16 protein-coding genes are annotated in these 17948 nt (G+C 69.4%); 7 read left to right on the top strand and 9 right to left on the bottom strand.

The window, feature by feature from the left end; translation table 11 throughout:
- Positions 1–15 precede the first annotated feature (15 nt).
- Complete coding sequence (locus ACFQ9K_RS18275) at positions 16–342, top strand: hypothetical protein (RefSeq protein WP_150401296.1); 327 nt, start codon at positions 16–18, stop codon at positions 340–342.
- A gap of 42 nt (positions 343–384) precedes the next feature.
- On the opposite strand, the gene ACFQ9K_RS18280 is transcribed toward ACFQ9K_RS18275, so the two are convergent.
- Both ACFQ9K_RS18280 and ACFQ9K_RS18285 read right to left on the bottom strand, forming a co-directional pair.
- Entirely contained in the window at positions 385–978 is a 594-nt protein-coding gene (locus ACFQ9K_RS18280) for a GNAT family N-acetyltransferase (RefSeq protein ID WP_378722290.1), read from the bottom strand.
- A 77-nt stretch (positions 979–1055) separates the two neighbouring features.
- Positions 1056–1256 (bottom strand): DUF5988 family protein, encoded by a 201-nt coding sequence (locus tag ACFQ9K_RS18285; protein ID WP_378722289.1) that lies wholly within the window; start codon positions 1254–1256, stop codon positions 1056–1058.
- 454 nt (positions 1257–1710) lie between these two features.
- Here ACFQ9K_RS18285 and ACFQ9K_RS18290 point away from each other — a divergent pair, with 454 nt between their 5' ends.
- The 3 genes from ACFQ9K_RS18290 (at position 1711) to ACFQ9K_RS18300 (ending at position 4993) form a co-directional block, all read left to right on the top strand.
- Positions 1711–2514, top strand: coding sequence for an IclR family transcriptional regulator (locus ACFQ9K_RS18290; RefSeq protein ID WP_378722288.1), 804 nt, complete (start codon positions 1711–1713; stop codon positions 2512–2514).
- 213 nt (positions 2515–2727) lie between these two features.
- The gene (locus ACFQ9K_RS18295) at positions 2728–3843 is read left to right on the top strand and encodes a fatty acid desaturase family protein (RefSeq protein ID WP_378722287.1); all 1116 of its coding nucleotides are present in this window, start codon (positions 2728–2730) and stop codon (positions 3841–3843) included.
- A gap of 244 nt (positions 3844–4087) precedes the next feature.
- Positions 4088–4993, top strand: a complete 906-nt coding sequence (locus ACFQ9K_RS18300; RefSeq protein WP_378722286.1) for a cutinase family protein — start codon at positions 4088–4090, stop codon at positions 4991–4993.
- A 41-nt stretch (positions 4994–5034) separates the two neighbouring features.
- Here ACFQ9K_RS18300 and ACFQ9K_RS18305 read toward each other — a convergent pair whose 3' ends face one another.
- Positions 5035–5760 carry a copper homeostasis protein CutC gene (locus ACFQ9K_RS18305; protein WP_378724727.1) on the bottom strand — a complete coding sequence of 242 codons (726 nt, stop codon included), beginning with the start codon at positions 5758–5760 and terminating at the stop codon, positions 5035–5037.
- A 67-nt stretch (positions 5761–5827) separates the two neighbouring features.
- Here ACFQ9K_RS18305 and ACFQ9K_RS18310 point away from each other — a divergent pair, with 67 nt between their 5' ends.
- Positions 5828–6874 carry an alpha/beta hydrolase gene (locus ACFQ9K_RS18310; protein ID WP_378724729.1) on the top strand — a complete coding sequence of 349 codons (1047 nt, stop codon included), beginning with the start codon at positions 5828–5830 and terminating at the stop codon, positions 6872–6874.
- Positions 6875–6893: 19 nt separating this feature from the next.
- On the opposite strand, the gene ACFQ9K_RS18315 is transcribed toward ACFQ9K_RS18310, so the two are convergent.
- The 5 genes from ACFQ9K_RS18315 to ACFQ9K_RS18335 form a co-directional block, all read right to left on the bottom strand.
- The gene (locus tag ACFQ9K_RS18315) at positions 6894–8627 is read right to left on the bottom strand and encodes an ABC transporter ATP-binding protein (RefSeq protein ID WP_378724731.1); all 1734 of its coding nucleotides are present in this window, start codon (positions 8625–8627) and stop codon (positions 6894–6896) included.
- Positions 8624–10270 (bottom strand): ABC transporter ATP-binding protein, encoded by a 1647-nt coding sequence (locus ACFQ9K_RS18320; RefSeq protein WP_378724734.1) that lies wholly within the window; start codon positions 10268–10270, stop codon positions 8624–8626. The genes ACFQ9K_RS18315 and ACFQ9K_RS18320 overlap by 4 nt, the downstream gene beginning before the upstream one ends.
- Positions 10271–10343: 73 nt before the next feature.
- Positions 10344–11474 carry a diguanylate cyclase domain-containing protein gene (locus tag ACFQ9K_RS18325; RefSeq protein ID WP_378724736.1) on the bottom strand — a complete coding sequence of 377 codons (1131 nt, stop codon included), beginning with the start codon at positions 11472–11474 and terminating at the stop codon, positions 10344–10346.
- 87 nt (positions 11475–11561) lie between these two features.
- A complete protein-coding gene (locus ACFQ9K_RS18330) occupies positions 11562–13022 on the bottom strand; it encodes an FAD-dependent oxidoreductase (RefSeq protein ID WP_378724739.1) in 1461 nt (486 codons plus the stop codon).
- A 62-nt stretch (positions 13023–13084) separates the two neighbouring features.
- Complete coding sequence (locus tag ACFQ9K_RS18335) at positions 13085–14248, bottom strand: aminotransferase class V-fold PLP-dependent enzyme (protein ID WP_378724741.1); 1164 nt, start codon at positions 14246–14248, stop codon at positions 13085–13087.
- Between the two features lie 235 nt (positions 14249–14483).
- Between ACFQ9K_RS18335 and ACFQ9K_RS18340 the strand changes: the two genes are divergently transcribed.
- The gene (locus ACFQ9K_RS18340) at positions 14484–15404 is read left to right on the top strand and encodes a hypothetical protein (RefSeq protein WP_378724743.1); all 921 of its coding nucleotides are present in this window, start codon (positions 14484–14486) and stop codon (positions 15402–15404) included.
- A gap of 14 nt (positions 15405–15418) precedes the next feature.
- Here ACFQ9K_RS18340 and ACFQ9K_RS18345 read toward each other — a convergent pair whose 3' ends face one another.
- Positions 15419–16357: a LysR family transcriptional regulator gene (locus ACFQ9K_RS18345; protein WP_378724745.1), complete on the bottom strand. Its 939-nt coding sequence runs from the start codon at positions 16355–16357 to the stop codon at positions 15419–15421.
- Between the two features lie 75 nt (positions 16358–16432).
- Between ACFQ9K_RS18345 and ACFQ9K_RS18350 the strand changes: the two genes are divergently transcribed.
- The gene (locus tag ACFQ9K_RS18350) at positions 16433–17947 is read left to right on the top strand and encodes an MFS transporter (RefSeq protein WP_378724747.1); all 1515 of its coding nucleotides are present in this window, start codon (positions 16433–16435) and stop codon (positions 17945–17947) included.
- Position 17948 lies beyond the last annotated feature (1 nt).

Below are 17948 nucleotides of genomic sequence, written 5' to 3' on the forward strand. Positions count from 1 at the left end.
ACCGATAGTCAGGGCATGAAACGAGTACTCGCGTGCGTAGGTATCGGTGCCGCTGCTCTGCTGTTCGCTGCTCCGATCGCCTCCGCTGACCCCGACGCCGACGCCACGCTTGCCAACCGGCACGACTGGTCCGGTGAATTCATGTCGCAGAACAACCTGCGCCTGTCGTCGCGGATCGTGATCAGTCCGTACGGCACCAGCCGCCCGATCATGTGCAGCGGCGGGGACGGGCACTATTCGCTGTTCCCGTACGACTGCACGCAGAACGACGACAACGGTGTTCCGCACCAGCTGGATCGCGTCATCGCCCTCGGTGGCGGAGGCGTCTGGCTGTATCGCTGACCCGATCGAACCGGAGGTTCCGCCTGTCCGCAGGCGGAACCTTCATTCTGTCCGGGGGTGGTCGGGCCGATCCGGTGCGCCGAGGTCCCCGGGTAGCAGACTGAACAGCACGGAATCGCGGCGCCCGTGCTGTGCCCGCATATGGGAGCGCAGAACGCCCTCGCGGACGAACCCGGCCCGCTCGGCGACGCGCTGGGAGGCGAGGTTGTCCGGCGAGCAGGTCAGCTCCAGGCGGGCGATGCCGAGCGCGTCGAAGGCCCACTTCGCCAGCAGGCGAACGGTTCTGGTGGCCGCGCCACGGCCGCGGGCCGGTGGCGCGAGCCAGTAGCCGACGCCGGCGCGTTGCTGGTCGAGGTCGATGTCGTACACCGAGCAGCCGCCCCAGACGTGCCGCGGATCGGCGGCGTCGACGATGGCCAGGCTGAGTTTGCGGCCGTGCTCCCGATCCCGCGTCTCCTGCTCGAAGTGCTCGCGCACGCGCGCCTCGGTGACCGGCGCGCCGGACAGCAGCGAGAACCGGCGGAACTCCGGATCGGCGTATCCGGCCAGCCGTTGATGCAGGTCGGACGTGCGCCAAAGGCGCAGCGCGACAACGTTATCGCTGAGCGGTGGGTCGGGAATCGGTAGGTCGGGCATGATTCGAACGGTAGCCGCCATCGAGCTGCGCGCCCACCGGCCCCCGGTGCACACCTCGGACCGGTGCGGGTGGCCGCTCACTCGGCCGTCCTGGTGCGGAACGACCAGAGGAAGACCGGGAAGTAATTGCCGCCGAGTTCGACGTTGTAGCCGGTCGGATCGAAGTGTTCGTAGCCGCTGAGGCGGGGTACCTTGACCGGTGCGGAGACCTGGGTTTCGTCGATCCGCCAGAGTTCCGGCTCGCCGGAAGGTCCACCGACCAGGACGATTTCGATCATCTGTGACACCGTTATCACCTGACTTGCATTGTCGAGAAGGTCGGGAAGAACCGACTTCTCCGCGACTTTAAGTAGGCCCGCCGGGAGTATCGAAGCGTCCGTTCCGAACCATGGAACATCGGCGGGGCGAACGGAATTCGACTCGCCGCTCGTGAATTGCCACGAAATCGGCTATGCGGATGGATAAACCCTGGCGTACGGAACTCGAGGGTGCGACATTGGTTGTGTAGCTGCGGTTCAGCGCTTTGCACGGTGTACGTGCAAACCCCATGCGGAAGTGCCGTTTCGCGTAGTCCGTCACGTAAAGTCCGGATTCGCGGGCTCGGGAACAGGCCTTTCATAAGGGAGTTGCGGATGTTGAATCCATCGCGGTCACAAAGCCTGCTCAGCGGTATGTGCAATTATCGTGCGCGGCCGTGGAGTGCGGCTGTTCGCCGAGCGGAGATCCGGTTCGATGCCTGACTCGCCGGAGGCCGACAATCTGGTGAGCCGGGCGGCGCGGGTGCTGGATCTGCTGGGGGATCAGGCCACCCCGGTCGCGCTGTCGAATATCGCTCGATGGGCGGGAATACCGAAGACCACGGTGTGGCGGCTGCTCCGGATTCTGAGTGCGAACGGCCTGGTCGAGCGGCAAGACGTCGGGTACGTCGTCGGACCGCGGCTGGTGCACATCGCCGCGCTGCCGGAGGATCACGAACTGCTGCGCGCCTCGGCCGTGCCGTTCCTGGTCGATCTGCACGTGCGCACCGGGGCGATGGTGTCGCTCGGGGTGCTGGCCGGCTCGGAGGTGCGCTATCTCGAACGGATCTACGGGCACCTGGCGGCGCGGACGCCGTCCTACGGGCGTTCGTTCGCGCCCGCGCACTGCACGGCGATCGGCAAGATCCTGCTGGCCTACGCGCCGGACCGGCCGTTGGAGCTGGCCCGCCCCGGTGCGCTGATCCCGGTCACGCCGCGGTCGATCACCGATATCGACGAACTGAGCGCGCAGCTGCAGGTGGCGCGCGACCTCGGGATCGCGGTCAACGACGGGGAATTCGTGCGCGGTGTGCGCTGCGTCGCCTGCCCGGTGCTGGACGGGCACCGACGCAGGCCGATCGCGGCGGTGGCCATCGGCGACGCGGCCGCGAGCCTGGATGTGGACCGGGCGAGTAAGCAGATCCGGCAGACCGCCTTCGCGGTGTCGGTCGCGGTCCGGGCGGCGGCGAACAGCAGGCGCGGGCACGGCAGGCAGGACGCCATGAGCCGGAGTTGCTGACGCAGGCCGCGTCACCCCGGGCGGAATTGTCATACAGATGTGTCGCCGATCCGGACGGGTGTTCACCTGATCGTGGCCTTGCTGCCCGATGCTGGAGAGCGGCGGGTAGGCCGCCCGGCGCCGACTTCCGCTACCCGCCGTCATCGGCCGCGGCATGGCAGGCGACAGTTAGAGCCATCAGAACACCACTGCTAGCAGGATGCGTAGGCGCCCGTGGCAACAGCAAGATCCACCGGCTCGGCGGCACCGGGACGCACCGCGACGGCGAGCCCGGTCGCGGACGTGCTGGACCTGGTTCCGGCCGAACAGAGCGTCGCGCGATCGGCGCCGAGCCGCCCGCCGAAACGGGGCAGTGAGTACGCGGTGCTGTTGCGCCGGGTGCGGGCCGCCGGACTGCTGGACCGGCAATCGCGGTACTACCTCGCGAAGACGGCGATCGTGGCCGGCGCGTTCGTCGCGGGGTGGGCGGCGTTCGTCCTACTCGGCGATTCCTGGTGGCAGCTGGTCGTCGCGGTGTTCCTGGCCGCGGTGTTCGCCCAGTTCGCCTTTCTCGGGCACGACGCGGGGCATCGGCAGATCTTCGGCACCCGGCGGGCCAACTACCTGTACGGGTTGCTCGCGGGCAATCTCGCGATCGGGCTGAGCATCGGCTGGTGGACCAGCAATCACAATCGGCATCACGCGCACCCGAACACCGAGGGCGCCGATCCGGACATCATGGGCATCCTCGCCCACTCCGATGGCCGGGCGCGCACCGGTAAGGGATTCCGGCGCTTCATCTTCCGGCACCAGGGCTGGCTGTTCTTCCCGATGCTGCTGCTGGAGGCGGGCAGCCTGCACTTCTCCAGTGTGCGGGCGGTGGTCGCCTGGCCGATCCCCCACCGGGTCTGGGAGGGCGTGCTGCTCGGCGCGCACTTCGCCGGATACCTCGCCGCGGTGTTCCTGGTGCTCTCGCCGGGGAACGCGGTGCTGTTCATCCTGGTTCAGCAGGGGCTGTTCGGGTTCTACATGGGGTGCACGTTCGCGCCGAACCACAAGGGGATGGCGGTGCTGGCCGCGGACGACGCCACCGACTTCCTGCGCAGACAGGTGCTCACCTCGCGCAATGTGCGGGGCAGCCTGCTGGTCGATACCGCGCTCGGCGGCCTGAACTACCAGATCGAGCATCATCTGTTCCCGTCGATGCCGCGGTCCAATCTGCGCCGGGCGCAACCGATCGTGATGCAGTTCTGCGCCGAGATCGGGGTGCCGTATTGCCAGACCGGGTTGTTCGACTCGTATTCCCAAGCGCTGCAACATCTGCACGGCGTCGGCAAAGCGACCCGATAGGTGTTGCGTATAGCTGCGCGACAGATCCGAAATCTGGGCGTTGGCCCCGAATACACCTCGCGTACTGTCGGAACCGCTGGCGCTGGGCGGACTTTCTGGGGACACTGTTCCCATCTGCGGGGGACGTTCCCGACGGCAACACGAAAAATATCCACCTGAAGAAAAGACAGTCAACGGCGCTCAAACGGACACCGAGCGCCATCGCCGACCGGGCTTCGGTCCGGCAGTGAACACGGAGTACACGATGTTATCGCGATGGAAGAACACCGCCGCATGCGCGGCAGCGATGGTCACGGCCGCCCTACCGGTCGGTGTCGCGTCGACCGCGCAGGCCGCCCCGCAGGACTGCCCCGAGATGTATGTGGTCGCGGTGCCCGGCACCTGGGAGACCTCCAACTCCGATCCGGGCAAGGGGATGCTCGCCGGGGTCGCCGACAACCTGCCGGGCAACGTCCGGACCGACTACGTCGTCTACCCGGCGACCGCGTTCCCGTGGGAGGGCGATGTCTACGGCCGGTCCAAGGGCGAGGCCATCGACCATGCGCGCGGCCTGATCTCCACCATGGCGCAGCACTGCGACACCACCAAGTTCGCGCTGCTGGGTTACAGCCAGGGCGCCGACGCCGCCGGTGACCTGGCCGCCGAGATCGGCACCGGGCTCGGCGTGGTGTCGCCGAACCGGGTCGCCCTGGTCGGGCTCATCTCCGACCCGCGCCGCTCGCCGACCGACACCCTGATCGGCCCGCCCGTCGCGGGCGCGGGCGCGGGTGGCCCGCGCATCGGCGGCTTCGGCTGGCTCAGCCCGCAGACCTACACGTTCTGCGCCGCGGGCGACCTGTACTGCGCGACCCCCGACGGCGACTTCGCCGCGCGGTTCGCCGGCCTCTTCGCCCAGATGTCGAACCCGAACCCGGCGCTGTTCGGCAGCTACCAGCAGCAGGCCAACTCGCTCATCGCCGACGCCCTGGCGGCCGGCGGGCTCGGCCTGTTGGCCGACCAGCTCAACAACTCGGCCTACGAGGAGCGCAAGCGTCAGGTCGACGACTTCCTGAAGTCCGGCATCCACCAGAGCTACCCCGGTTACCCCATCGGCGGCGGCGCCACCCCGCTGACCTGGTTGCGGCAGCGCCTGATCGAGGCGTCCCGCTGAGCCTGCGGTCCGGCGGTCCCGCGGCCGCCGGACCGCACCGCTCAGTCCCGGCCGCGGACCAGTTCGCACAGCGCGGCGGCCGCCACGGGATCGGTGTCGAAACGGTCGAAGCCCTGCGGCACACCGACTCCCGCGAACAGGTCCGCGGCGCCGGGCACCGGCATGCGGAGCGCGGCGTGCACCGCTGACACTCCGGTCGCGTCGATCAGCTCGCCGACGTTCGACGGCCGGATGCCGCCGCCCGCCATCACCTCGATCGACCCGGCGGCCTGCCGCACCAGATCCTTGATCACCGTCGCGCCTGCCAGCGCGGAGCGTTGCCTGCCCGAGGTCAGCACGCGCGCGAACCCGAACGCGACCGCCTGGTCCAGCGTCCGCGGCGAGGACGCGCTGACGTCGATCGCCCGGTGCAGTGTGACTTCCAGGCCCTGTGCCGCTTCCAGGAAGGCCGCGTTGATCGGATCGAGCGCCCCGGCCGAATCGAGCGCGCCGACCACGACCCCGTCCGCGCCCGCCGCGCGGGCCGCCTGGATATCGCGGACCATCACCGAAATCTCCTCGGCCGAGTAGCGGAAGTCCCCGGCCCGCGGTCGAATCAACACGTGCACTTGAGTTTTCACCGTCAACGCCACCGCCCGCTCGATCAGCGCGACACTCGGCGTCAACCCCCCGTCGGACAGGCCGGCACACAGCTCGATCCGATCCGCCCCCACCTCCTCGGCGACCCGAACCCCACCGACCGACTCGACACAGATCTCCACACGCACAGCAGCGAGTATCCACGTTCTCGCGCAACGCTGTTACCCGGCGCCCGGCGCGGCTAACGTAGGACGAATGTTGCCCTGGTCTGCCGAGCTTGCCGGACGTCTCGACGAACATGTCTTCGACAGCACGCTGCTGCGCGGCAATCCGTTGAACGACCCGCACGAACGCCCGCTATGGGTATATGTGCCACCGGGTTACGACGACGACGGCGACCGGCGGTATCCCTCGGTCTACGTGATCCAGGGCTACACCGGGCAGGTCACGATGTGGCGGAACCGGTCGGCGTTCCGGGTGCCGTTCCCGGAGGCCGCCGACGAGGTGTTCGCGGCGGGTGCGGCGCCACCGGCGATCGTGGTCTACGTCGACGCCTGGACCGCTTACGGCGGTAGCCAATTCGTCGACTCCCGCGGCACCGGTCCCTACCACTCGTACCTCTGCAACGAGATCATCCCCTGGGTGGACGCGCACTACCGCACGGTCGCCGACCGCGACCACCGCGCCATCATGGGCAAGAGCAGTGGCGGCTTCGGCGCCATGATCACCCCGATGCTCCGTCCAGACCTGTTCGGCGCCTTCGCGACCCACGCCGGAGACGCGCTCTACGAGTACAGCTACCTCCCCGAATTCCCGGTCGCCGTGCGCCATCTGCGCGCCTACGACGGCGATGTCGAACGCTGGTGGGCGGAGTTCCGGAACCGGGTGGCGTTCACCAAACCCGAGGACATGGACCTCATCTCGCTCTACGCGGTCGCGGCCTGCTTCTCCCCGGCCGCGGACGGCCGTCCCGAACTGCCCTTCGACACCCGCACCGGCGTGCTGAAACCCGAGGTGTGGCAACGCTGGCTGGACTGGGACCCGGTCCGCATGGTGCCGGCGCACGCCGAGGCCATGCGCTCGATGCGGGCGATCTGGATCGACGGCGGCACCAAGGACGAGTGGTATCTGGACATCGGCGGCGAAGCCTTCCAGCAGGCGCTGCTCGACGTCGGCGTCGGAGCGGACGTGATCAACTTCGAACTGTTCGACGCCGGCCACGGCGGCATCGATTACCGCTACCCGATGTCACTGGCCTGGCTGGCCAAGCACCTGGATTCGCCGGTAACGCAAAGCCGCTGAGCGGCAGCGCGTTTGGACGCTATCCCTGCCACGAACGCCACAGCGCCGCATAGGTGCCCTCGCGCGCGACCAGGTCGGCATGGGTGCCGAGTTCGATGATCCGCCCCGCGTCCAGCACCGCGACCCGGTCCGCATCGTATGCCGTCTGCAGCCGGTGCGCGATCGCGATCACCGTGCGTCCGTCGAGGACCACGCCCAGCGCTCGCTCGGTGGCTCGCGCCGACGTCGGGTCCAGCTGCGCGGTGGCCTCGTCGAGCACGACGGTATGCGGATCGGCGAGGACCACGCGGGCCAGCGAAAGCTGTTGTGCCTGTGCGCCGTCGAGGCGGTGGTCGTTGCCTTCGAGCATGGTGTCGAGACCGTTCGGCAGATCCTCGGCCCAGTCCGCGCCCACCGCGGCGAGCGCGGCGCGCAGCTGGGGGTCGGTCGCGTTCGGCTCGGCGAGGAGCAGGTTTGCGCGCACGGTGTCGTTGAAGACGTGCTGTTCCTGCGTGACCAGGACGACGTGGTGGCGCAGGCGCTCCGCGTCCAGGGCCGAGATCGGCACGCCCCCGAGGTGTACCGCCCCGGTCCGTGGCGCGTCGACGCCCGCGATCAGCCTGGCGAGCGTGGACTTGCCCGCGCCGGAGGTGCCGACGACGGCGAGCCGTTCACCCGGCCGGATATCGAGGTCGACGCCGTGCAGCACATCGCCGCGGTCGTACGCGTACCGCACATCGGCCAGCTGGATCCGATTGTCCGCGGGTTCCGCCGAGACGGCCGGCCTCGTCGTCGGCGCGGCGGCCAGACCTTCCACCCGGGCGTAGGACGCGACGGCCGTCTGCACGCCGTCCACCCACAGCATGACCGTGTCCAGCGGATCGACCAGCTGTCGCAGATACAGCGCGGCCGCGACGACGGTGCCGAGGCTGACCGCCCCTCGACCGTGCAGCGCGCCGCCGATCAGCAGCACCGTGACCAGTGGGAGGACGTACGAGACGTCCAGTGCCGGAAACAGTACCGTGCGTAGCCGCAGGGTCGCCAATCGTGCCCGGCGAGCCGTGGTGATGGCGGAAGCGGTTGTCGCACTGTGCCGGTCGGCCAGGCCGAGTGCCTCGATCGTGCGTGCCCCGGCGGCGCTGGTCGCGATGAGTTCGGCGAGCTGTGCACCGCTGGCTGCCTCGGTGAGATACGCGGCGCGCGATCTGCGTAGATACCAGCGCAGGACGATGGTACTGACGAACAGGCAACTGAGACTGGACAATCCGAGAAGCGGGTGCAGGGCCAGCACCGCGCCGATGAGGAACACGCACTGGATGGCGGCGACGAAAACGTCCGGCGCGGCGGTCCGGAGCATGGCCGCGATGGTCGGCGCGTCGGTGCTGCCCCGCGCGATCAGGTCGCCGCCGGAAACCCGCTCCACGACCGCGGCGGGTAACGCGAGCACGCGCCCGAGAAAACGTTCGCGAATGCGTGCCGCGGCCCGCGCACCGAATCGGTAGCCGACGTATCGCGCGTACCGGGTGAGCACGATCTGCGCGACCGTGCAGGCGAGGATGGCCAGGGCCAAGCGGTCCACGGCGGCTGTCCCCGGATGCCCCGTGCCGACGGCATCCACGATCCGGCCGAGCAGCCACGGGCCGGCCAGACCGGCGGCCACCGCGAGCGCATTGAGCACCAGGACTGCGGTGAATGCCGGTGCGTCCATACGGATCTCGTTCGCCGCGGCACGGCGGATCTGCGCGGCGTCCGCCACCGGCAGCGGGGCGGTCATCGACGTGCTCTCGCGTCGGCGCCGCGGGACACGAGGGCGCGGTAGCCTGGCTCGCTCCGGAGCAGATCGTGGTGGCTGCCGGTCGCCGCGACAACGCCGTCGACCAGGTAGATCACGGCGTCCACGTGGTCGAGCACGAGCGGGGAAGTCGTGGTGACAACCGTGGTCCGACCTCGTCGTGCCGCACCGAGCCGGGTCGCGATGGCGGCCTCGGTGTGTGCGTCCACGGCCGACGTCGGCTCCACCGCCAGCAGTATCTCGGGCTCGGCGTAGACGGCCCGGGCGAGCCGGAGCCGTTGGCGCTGCCCGCCGGAGAGATTGCGGCCCCCGGGATCGATCGTCGCGGCGAGTCCGTCGGGCAGCGCGTCGACCACGTCCGTCGCGACCGCGACGCGCAACGCGTCGCGTATCCGGTCGTCGTCGGGCTCGTGCCGGCCGGCGACGACGTCGCGGACGCTGCCGGTGAACAGGTAGGCGTCGTTGTCCGCGACCAGGATTCGGCGTCGGAGCTGATCGGGGACGATGGCGTCGACGCGGATTCCACCCCACGTGGCGTCCGACTCGAGGAACCCGCCGAGCCGGTCGATGATCGCCGCGCTCGCGGCCGGTCGATCGCCGACCAGCGCGGTCGACACCCCGGGACGTACCTCGACGCCGGAGGCGGGATCGCGCAGCATCGACGCCGTGGCCGGGGCATCGACCGTGCCGGAGTCGATCGGCTTCTCCGGCGAGATCGACAGCAACCGCGTGACTCGCCGGGCGGCCACCCTGGCGCGGGCGATGTCTCCCGCGCCCTCGATGAAGAAGGACACCGGAAAGACCAGCATCGCGGTGTACCCGTAGACGGCGACCAGGTCGCCGACCGTGATCGAGCCCGCGGCCGCCATCCGCGCGCCCAACCAGATGACGATCGCGAGAAAGGCCGCGGGCAACCCGGTGGCGAGCGCGTCCACCCAGCTCGTGGCGACCCCGACCCGGTATCCCTGGGTGACGAGCGCCCGCGAATCATGGTGGTAGCGAGCGGCGTACACGGATTTGCCGCCGATGCCGTTCAGCACCCGGAGACCGTTGAACACGTCGACCAGCCGGGTGGTCAGTGCGCCCTGCTGCTCGCGGTGGCCGGCCCCGGCTCGCTCGATGCGGCGCAGCAGCGGGCCTACGGTGAGCGCCAGGATCGGCACGCCCGCCAGCACCACCACCGCGAGCGGCGGCGAGATGGCGAACATGACGACCGCGACGACGACATAGCCGATCGCGGCGCCGATGCCGGGCCCCGTCACCGTGAGCGACTGCGCGATCACCTGCGCGTCACCGCTGCCGATCGCCACGATCTCGCCCGCGCCGATCCGGCGCGAAAGGTCGGCGCCGAGCCGGACGCAATGCTCGACGGTGGCCGACACGGTCTGCAAGGACGCCTCCATCCGGATCTTCGACATGGTCCGATGGCGGGCGATGCTCAGCGCCGCGTTCACCACCCCGATGCCGAACAACGCTGCCGCCCAACCGGACAACGCCACCATGTCGTTGTTCGCCAGGCCGTCGTCGATGGCGCGCGAGAGCAGATAGGGCGGCACCGTGAGGGCCAGCATCCACAGGCTGCCCAGCGTCGCCCCGAGCAGCACCCGCCGGGGTTGGCTGATCACCAGCCAGAGCAGAAAACGGTTGGGGCCGGAGCTTTCTCGTGGTCCGGGCGCAGCGGCGAGCGGGGGCACACCTTCACGATAGGTGGCGAAGATCGTGCAATGGCGGGATCGCGTCCTCGGGGTCGGCGATCACCACATTGTTGCCGCCCAATTGCTTCGCGCGATACATGGCCGAGTCCGAGCTGCGGAACAGCAGCCGCGGGGTCATTGTCGGGTGCGGTTCGCACTGCGGGCCGGGTGCGAATTCCGCCGCGCCGACGCTGGCGGTGATGGTGCTCGGCAGGCCGGGCATCGTCTCGATCGCGTGCCGGAATCGTTCGGCGACGGCGGCGATATCCGCGCCGTGCAGCCTGCCGATGACCATGAACTCTTCGCCACCGGTGCGCACGACGATGGCGTCGGGTGGCGCCGCCGCCCGCAATTGTTCGGCGGTCCGGATCAGCACCTGGTCGCCGAACGAGTGGCCGAAGGTGTCGTTGACGGTTTTGAACCGGTCCAGGTCCAGGGTGACGACGTAGACGCGATCGCGGCGGCGTGGACCGAAATACCGCGGCAGGTGCGAGTCGAGGCCGCGCCGGTTGAGCAGCTTGGTCAGCGGGTCGGACAGCGCGTCCACCCGCAGCAGCCAGCTACAGAACTGCACGACGGGCAGCACCACCCCGGTCACCGCGATCACCACCAGCACAACCACGATGCCGAGCGCGACGTCGCCCTTCCCGTGCCCGGTGCCGGTCGGCACGCCGAGCACCATCATCGCCGACAACCCGAAGACCGAGAGCACGGACCAGCCGACGTGCAGCGCCAGCACCGGCGGCCCGTGGAAGATCGTGATGTACCCGCCGGTCGTCACCAGCAGCACGCAGCCCATCGCGCCCAGCAGCCGGTCCTGGATCATCACGTTGTTGGCGGTGATGGCGAGGTCGACGGCGGCCACCCACAGCAGCGATTCGCGCTCGCTCGGCCACGGCAGCGCCCACCAGCGCACGGTCCACACCCCGGCCATCACGATCACGACCACCGCCTGCGCGTGCCCGGCGTGACCTGGCTGCCCGGCCTTCGAGATCAGGGCCATCATCGTGATGAACCCCAGGACGATGCCGCCCGCGCCGACCATGAACTTCAACGCGCCGAGCGCGGAGCGGGATTCGAGCGTCTCGATGAGCCAGCGATAATCGACCCGGTATCGCCACCAGGCACGAACCATCGCTCGACTGTTGGTCACCGATTCACCGCCTCGGGCCGGCATGCTCCGGATACCTGACTGTAACCAACAGTAACTGAAAGTTTGCCCTCAGGGCGTGGCCCCGGTGGCGAACCACTGCGGGATGGCGTCGCGGACGAACGAGCTGATGCATTCGGCGGTCGGACCGGAGAGGATCTCGCCGACGAAGTGGATGCCGTGCCGCCCCTGGATCTCGGCCACCCGCTCGAACCAGCCGTCGCGGACCGCGGCCGCGCTCGGGTAGGCGGGCCACTCGGCGATGGTCTCGGCGATCAGTTCGGGGTCGTCGAAGAGGAACAGGCTCTCCCTGGCGAGCGACCAGGCCTGCGCGTCGGAGATCGAGGTGTCGGAATTGCTGAAGCAGACCCAGTACGGTCCCGGGTTCTGCTTGTTCGCGGCGGTGATCCGGTGCATGGCCTGCTCGGGATCGGTGTCGGTATAGCTGCCGTACGGGTCGATCACCCAGAAGCCCAAGGGCTCAACGGAATCCGCGCGGCGAGGGAAGGCGACGCGCTCCTCGTGCGCTCGGATCAGGTAGCTGCGCGTCCAGGCGCGCGGGCAGTTCCGCTCGGCGAACAGTTCGTGAATGTCGCCCGCGGGGAACATCTGTCGAATCTGCGCGGGGCGCGCGGTCACCACCACGTGCGAATAGAGCGCGCTGCGCTGCGCGCCGTCCGCCGAGTAGGTGACCCGAACCCCTTGCGGCGGAACGGGTTCGATGTGCGTTACCCGGCTGTTCACCGTGACGGTGAGCCGGTGGTCGTCGGCGATTCGGCGCAGAAAACTGACGAACCCCCCGCGAAAGCTCAGGCTCACCGGACGTCGGGAACCCAGCTGTGCGACCAGTGACGGCGGCATCCTGGCGAGCAGGGACTGCTTCTGGGCCGAATGAAGCGAGAGAACGAGTTTGGCGAGTTGCGAGACGTGTCCGGAGATGTTCGCGTTGATGTTGATGATGGTCTCGGCGGGCTGGCGCGGCCTGCGCATGTTGGCGTAGATCGCCAGCCCCTGCAGCACCTCGCCGACCAGCGGTGCGTGGCGGGCCCGGTAGGTCTCCCAGGTCTCGCCGGGGACGCGGTCGAACATCAATCCGTGCTGCCCGGGCGCGTGCCGTTGCCTGGCCGCTCGTTCGATGATGTTCCAGGCCTCGACCAGCTGATCGGTCGCCTGCTCCGCGGTGAGACTCTGGAACAGCGGCAGGAGGTGCGGCGGCACGGCAGGCTTCGGTGTGCCGGAGTCGGACCTTCCGACGAAGTAGAGCGACTCGGTCTTCGTCGGTACCGGATGGTTGCGCAGCAGCTCGTCGATCGCGGTGCCCGCCATATCCGCGCCGAAGGACTGCTGGATGACCAGGTGTGATTGGAAATCGAAGACGTCACCGTCGACTTCCACCGTCTGGCAGTAACCGCCGAGCCGCGGTCCGGCCTCGAGCAGGTCGATGTGCTCGAACCCGAGCTCGCGCAGCTTCGCGGCGGCCAGGATGCCGCTCTGGCCGGCGCCGACTACGCACAGGGGTGCCGCGAGATCCATGAGGACTCCTACGGGGGGATAGTCATGAGTATGCGGCACCCGGCGCCCTCGGTTCGGCGGTTTCAGCCGCGGATCAGCCGCGCCACCGCGGCGATGAGGCGATCGATGTCGGCTTCGGTGTTGTAACCGTGCGGCGAGATGCGCAGCCCGCCGGCGCGCGCGGACACCGCGATGCCTTCGGCCTGTAACTGCTTGGCCAGCAGGGGGATCGGCGGGCCGTCGAGGTGCACGGCGACGATCCCGGAGCGGCCCTCCGCGGAGCGGTCCGACAGCACGGTCGCGCCGATCGAGGTGAGGCCCGCGCAGATCCGATCGCAGAGGCGATCGACGTGCGCCCAGATCGCCGGCACGCCCGCGTCGAGCAGCAAATCGATGGACGCGCCGAGCGCGGCGATGCCGGTGACGTTCGGCATCCCGCCTTCCAGACGTCGTGCGGTGTCGTCGAATACCAGGTCGAGGTTGTCCCATTCCTCGCGGTGTGCGACCGAGTTCCAGCCGGGTTCCAGCGGGCGCAACAACTCCAGCCGGGAGCCGCGCACGTACAGGACGCCGCTGCCCTCCGGGCCGAGCAGCCACTTGTGGCCGTCCGCCATGGCGAAATCGACACCCCAGTCGGCCAATTCGGCCGGGATCGCGCCGAGTCCTTGAATCACGTCCGCGCACAACAGGGTTCCGGCCGCGGCGCACGCGCGACCCAGCGCGGCGAGATCGACGCGCCAGCCGCGGCCGAACTGCACCCAGCTGGTGACAACCAGCTTCGGCGGCGGTCCGGCCTGGATCCGATCGATGAACGCCTCGGTGGTGAGTTTTCCGCTCGGGGCTTCTGGTCGCACGCGGTCGACGATGACGCCTCGATCGGCCAGGGCCAGCCACGGGTAGAGCGTCGACGGGAACTCCAGATCCGGCACGACCACCCGGTCGCCGGGGGACCAGTCGAGGCCGTTGGCGATCATTCCGAGTCCGGTCGTGGTGTTCTTGACGAACGCGACGTCACGCGCGGGCACGCCCAGCAGCCGGGCGGCCGACCCGCGCACGCGTTCGATGTCGGCGCTGTGTGCCGCGTAGGTGAACTCGCCGTCCAGCGAAACCTCGGTCGCGCGGCGCAGCATCGCATCCACCGACGGCTGCGGCATCGGGCAGATTCCGGCGTGATTCAGATACGCCCATCGGCGCGCGGCCGGAAAGTGTTCGCGGGCAAGGGGAGTGGTGTCGGCCGTCGTGGGCATCGCGTTACCTCCGAATCAAGCGGACATCATGTCCACTTATAACTGCCTGAAGGCTACGGCCTAAGTGGTCAATCCGTCCACTTATTCAGGTACGGAGTTCGCGGCGGCGACGGTTCGGGTGATCTTCGTAACTCGTTCGGCGTCGCGGAGATGCCGGTCGGCGGGACAGGAGTGAGCGGGCGTTATCTTCGGTCGTGACGAAAACGATGAGTTCGAGGTCGATGGGGGAAGTCGCGTGCTGATTGGTCTGTTCGCCGCGTTCCTCGCGTGTGCCGGGTACGGGGTGGCCTCGGTGTTGCAGGCGTACGCGGCGCGTCGGTCGGCCGCGGCGGCGCAGGCGCGGGGTGCCGAGGGGCAGCTGACCGAGACCGGTGCGCCCACCGTCGCGTCCACGGTCGCGGCGGTGCTGACCTCGTGGTTCATCATCGGCAGCGTGCTCGATGTGGTGGGGTTCGCCGGGAACGCCGTGTCGGCGCGGCTGATTCCGCTGTTTCTCTCCCAGACGATCATGAGCGCGAATCTGATCATCACCGCGGTGCTGGGGATCTTCGTGCTCGGCATCCGCTTGCACGCGCGCGACTGGGTGGCGATCTGCACGGTGATCGTCGCGCTGGCCGCGCTGGGCGCCGCCGCGGGGAACGAGGGCGGCGGCAGCGACGATCCGGTGCTGCACTGGGGCGTGCTGATCGCGTCGGTGGTGCTGTTCGCGGGCAGTCAGCTGGTGGTGCGCCGGCTGGGTTCGCGGGCAGCGGTGGCCGCGGGGTTGGCGGCCGGAATCCTCTTCGGGGCGTTGGCGATCGCGGTACGGATCGTGCAGGGAATCGATCCGTTGAACGTGGCCACCCTGCTCGCCGATCCGGCCGCCTGGACGATCGCGATCGCCGGGATCGGCGGGTTCTATCTCCATACCGTCGCGCTGCAACTGGGTTCGGTGAACGGGGCGACCGCGGCGCTGGTGGTCGGCGAGACGGTCATTCCGGGAATCGTCGGCGTGCTGGTGCTCGGCGACACCTCGCGGCCCGGTCTCGGGTGGCTGGCCGGGTTGGGTTTCGTGCTTGCCATCGGCGGCGCGGTCGCGGTGGCGGTGTTCGGCAACCTGGCGCAGCTCGAGCCCGCTGACGCGGACGAATTGGCACCGCAGCCGCACCGCCTGTGACCCGCGCACGCGGGTCAGCGCGGCAAGTCCGGTTGCGGGAGAACGGAACCGGTGCGGTTGACCTCGAGTGCGTCGCGGATCGTCGCGCGTAGCCAGCGCTGGGCCGGGTCGGCGTCGAGCCGGGCGTGCCAGAGCAGCCGGACCTCGATGTCGGGCAGGCCGGCGATGGGAAACCAGCGGAGACCGAGCGCCGCGCCGTACTGCTCGGCCAGGCGGCGCGGGGCAAGGCCCACATAGTGGCTCGTGGAGACCAGGAGTGCGGCCACGGCGGCGGTGGGCACCACCGCGGCCACCCGGCGTTGCAGGCCCGCGGCGTCGAGCACGTCGTCGAGGGGGCCGCGCGCACGACCGCGGCGGGAGGCCGAGACGTGGGGGTAGGCGCACAACTGGGCCAACGTGGGACGGCGGTGTTTGCCCAGCGGGCTGTCGGCGCGGACGATGCCGACGATGGGTTCGCGGTAGAGCGGTGCGTCGCGGATGTCGGGCGCGGTGACATCGGTGGCGCCGATATCGAGATCGACCGAACCGTCGCGCAGGGCTTCGACGCTCTCGCTGCCCTCCGCGACGAACCGCAGCGTCACGCCGGGGGCGACCGCGGCCGAGGCTTCGGCGGCGGCCGCGGCGAGCGTCACGGCCACGCCGTCGTTGATCCGAATCGTGAAGGTGCGCTTCAGTTCGGCGACGCTGACCTCGCGGTCGGCACTGATCAAGGCCGACGCCTCGTCGAGCAGCGAGCGCACCCGCGGTGCGGTGCGCAGCGCGAACGGGGTCGGCGCCATCCCGCGGCCGGCCCGGACCAGGATCGGATCGTGCATCGCGCGCCGCAATCGGCCCAGCGCCCGGCTGGTCGCCGGGATCGACAGGTGCAGGCGTTCGGCCGCGGCGGTGACGCTGCCGTCCTGGAGCAGCGCGTCGAACACGCGAAGCAGGTTCAGGTCGAGCTGTTCGGGCATAGTTGCATCGTACGCAAATGACTGTTGTTGAAGTTGCGTGGCGTGGAATCCATCCGACTCCATAACGTCGTGACCATGCCATTCAATGTCTTGACCCGTGAACGACCGCCCGCCTCGCCGCAGCGCCCGCCTCGACCGGTCGGCCAACGCGGACTGCTCGCCGTCATGTGTGCCTGTGTCGTGGTCGCCGTCGGGATGGTCGCCGCGATCAATCTCGCCGTCCCGTTGCTCGCCGCGAGCGGACTGCACCCGTCCGCCTCGACGCTGGTGTGGATCGTTGACACCTACGTCATCTTCTTCGCCTGCCTGGTGATTCCCGGCGGCGCCGCGGGAGATCGCTTCGGGCGCAAAGGCGTTCTGCTGGCCGGTCTCGGGCTGTTCGCGGCGGGCGCGCTGCTGTCGGCGGTCGCCCCGAATGTCGCTGTGCTGCTGGTCAGTCGCGCGATCACCGGGGTCGGCGCGGCCGCCGTGCTGCCCAATACGCTTGCCGTGCTGCTGCATGCGGTGCCCGCCGAACGCAAGGGCGCGACGATCGCGGCCTGGGCCTCGATGACCGGTATCGGCGGCGTCGTCGGCAATGTCGGTGGCGGAGCGATTCTTTCGGGTGGCTCGTGGCGCTGGTTGTTCATCGCCGCCGTGCCGATTTCCCTGGTGCTCGCGGTGCTGGTCGGGCGGATCGCACCGGTGTCGCCGCGCCACGATCGCGCCCTCGACCTGCCCGGCGCGGTGTTGTTCGTCGCGGCGTCGGTGGCGTTGCTGCTCGGCATCGTCCAGGGGCCGGAATCGGGCTGGGGGAGTCCGGTCGTCGTCGGTGGATTCGTTTGTGCCGCAGTGCTGTTCGCGGTCTGGACGGTGGTCGAGCTGAACGTCGAACACCCGCTGCTCGATCCGCGCCTGTTCAAGGTCGCCGGCCTGCGCAGCGCGTGCCTGGGGATGACGGCGATCTTCTTCGGCATGTTCGCGCTGTTCTACGTCAACGCGTCGTTCCTTCAGTACGGCAAGGGCTTCAGCGTCCTGCGCACCGGCCTCGGCATCATCCCGCTGACCGTCCCGATCATCCTCGGCGCCCGCCACGTCGGCCGCCTGTCCCAGCGCATCGGCCTCGACGCCACCATCGCCCTGGCCTTCGCGTTCGTCGGCGGCGGGCTGCTCGGCCTGTCCACCAGCGACGCGCGAACGCCCTACGTCGAGTACGCCGCCTGGCTCGTCGTCACCGGAATCGGTGTGACCCTGGCCCTTCCGACCCTCTCGGGTGCCATCTCCGGTTCGCTCCCGCACGCGCAGGCCGGCGTGGGCGCCGGATTACAAGCCACTACCCGCGAATTCGGCAGCGCCCTCGGCGTCGCCGTGATCAGCACCATCCTCACCGCCCGCTTCATCGCCGCATTGCCCACCGACATCCGAACCGCCCACGACCCGCACACCGTGGCCCAGGCCGTGGCCGCCACCCCCGACCGCACCAACGACATCGTCACCGCGTTCATCTCCGGCGCCGACCTCGCCCTACGCATGATCGGCAGCACCGTCCTCATCCTCGGCGCGCTGGTCGTGGGCCAGTCGCTGCTGTCCCGGCGGGGGCGGACCCGATGAT

The sequence above is a fragment of the Nocardia sp. NPDC056564 genome (assembly GCF_042793755.1).
GTDB lineage: Bacteria > Actinomycetota > Actinomycetes > Mycobacteriales > Mycobacteriaceae > Nocardia.

What these genes read in the sequence shown, in the direction of transcription:
- ACFQ9K_RS18350 (WP_378724747.1), top strand. Translation starts at nt 16,433, where the DNA reads ATGCCATTCAATGTCTTGACCCGTGAACGACCGCCCGCCTCGCCGCAG.
- ACFQ9K_RS18275 (WP_150401296.1), top strand. Translation starts at nt 16, where the DNA reads ATGAAACGAGTACTCGCGTGCGTAGGTATCGGTGCCGCTGCTCTGCTG.
- ACFQ9K_RS18330 (WP_378724739.1), bottom strand. Translation starts at nt 13,022, where the DNA reads ATGGATCTCGCGGCACCCCTGTGCGTAGTCGGCGCCGGCCAGAGCGGC.
- ACFQ9K_RS18315 (WP_378724731.1), bottom strand. Translation starts at nt 8,627, where the DNA reads ATGACCGCCCCGCTGCCGGTGGCGGACGCCGCGCAGATCCGCCGTGCC.
- ACFQ9K_RS18280 (WP_378722290.1), bottom strand. Translation starts at nt 978, where the DNA reads ATGCCCGACCTACCGATTCCCGACCCACCGCTCAGCGATAACGTTGTC.
- ACFQ9K_RS18300 (WP_378722286.1), top strand. Translation starts at nt 4,088, where the DNA reads ATGTTATCGCGATGGAAGAACACCGCCGCATGCGCGGCAGCGATGGTC.
- ACFQ9K_RS18345 (WP_378724745.1), bottom strand. Translation starts at nt 16,357, where the DNA reads ATGCCCGAACAGCTCGACCTGAACCTGCTTCGCGTGTTCGACGCGCTG.
- ACFQ9K_RS18335 (WP_378724741.1), bottom strand. Translation starts at nt 14,248, where the DNA reads ATGCCCACGACGGCCGACACCACTCCCCTTGCCCGCGAACACTTTCCG.
- ACFQ9K_RS18325 (WP_378724736.1), bottom strand. Translation starts at nt 11,474, where the DNA reads ATGGTTCGTGCCTGGTGGCGATACCGGGTCGATTATCGCTGGCTCATC.
- ACFQ9K_RS18290 (WP_378722288.1), top strand. Translation starts at nt 1,711, where the DNA reads ATGCCTGACTCGCCGGAGGCCGACAATCTGGTGAGCCGGGCGGCGCGG.
- ACFQ9K_RS18285 (WP_378722289.1), bottom strand. Translation starts at nt 1,256, where the DNA reads ATGATCGAAATCGTCCTGGTCGGTGGACCTTCCGGCGAGCCGGAACTC.
- ACFQ9K_RS18310 (WP_378724729.1), top strand. Translation starts at nt 5,828, where the DNA reads ATGTTGCCCTGGTCTGCCGAGCTTGCCGGACGTCTCGACGAACATGTC.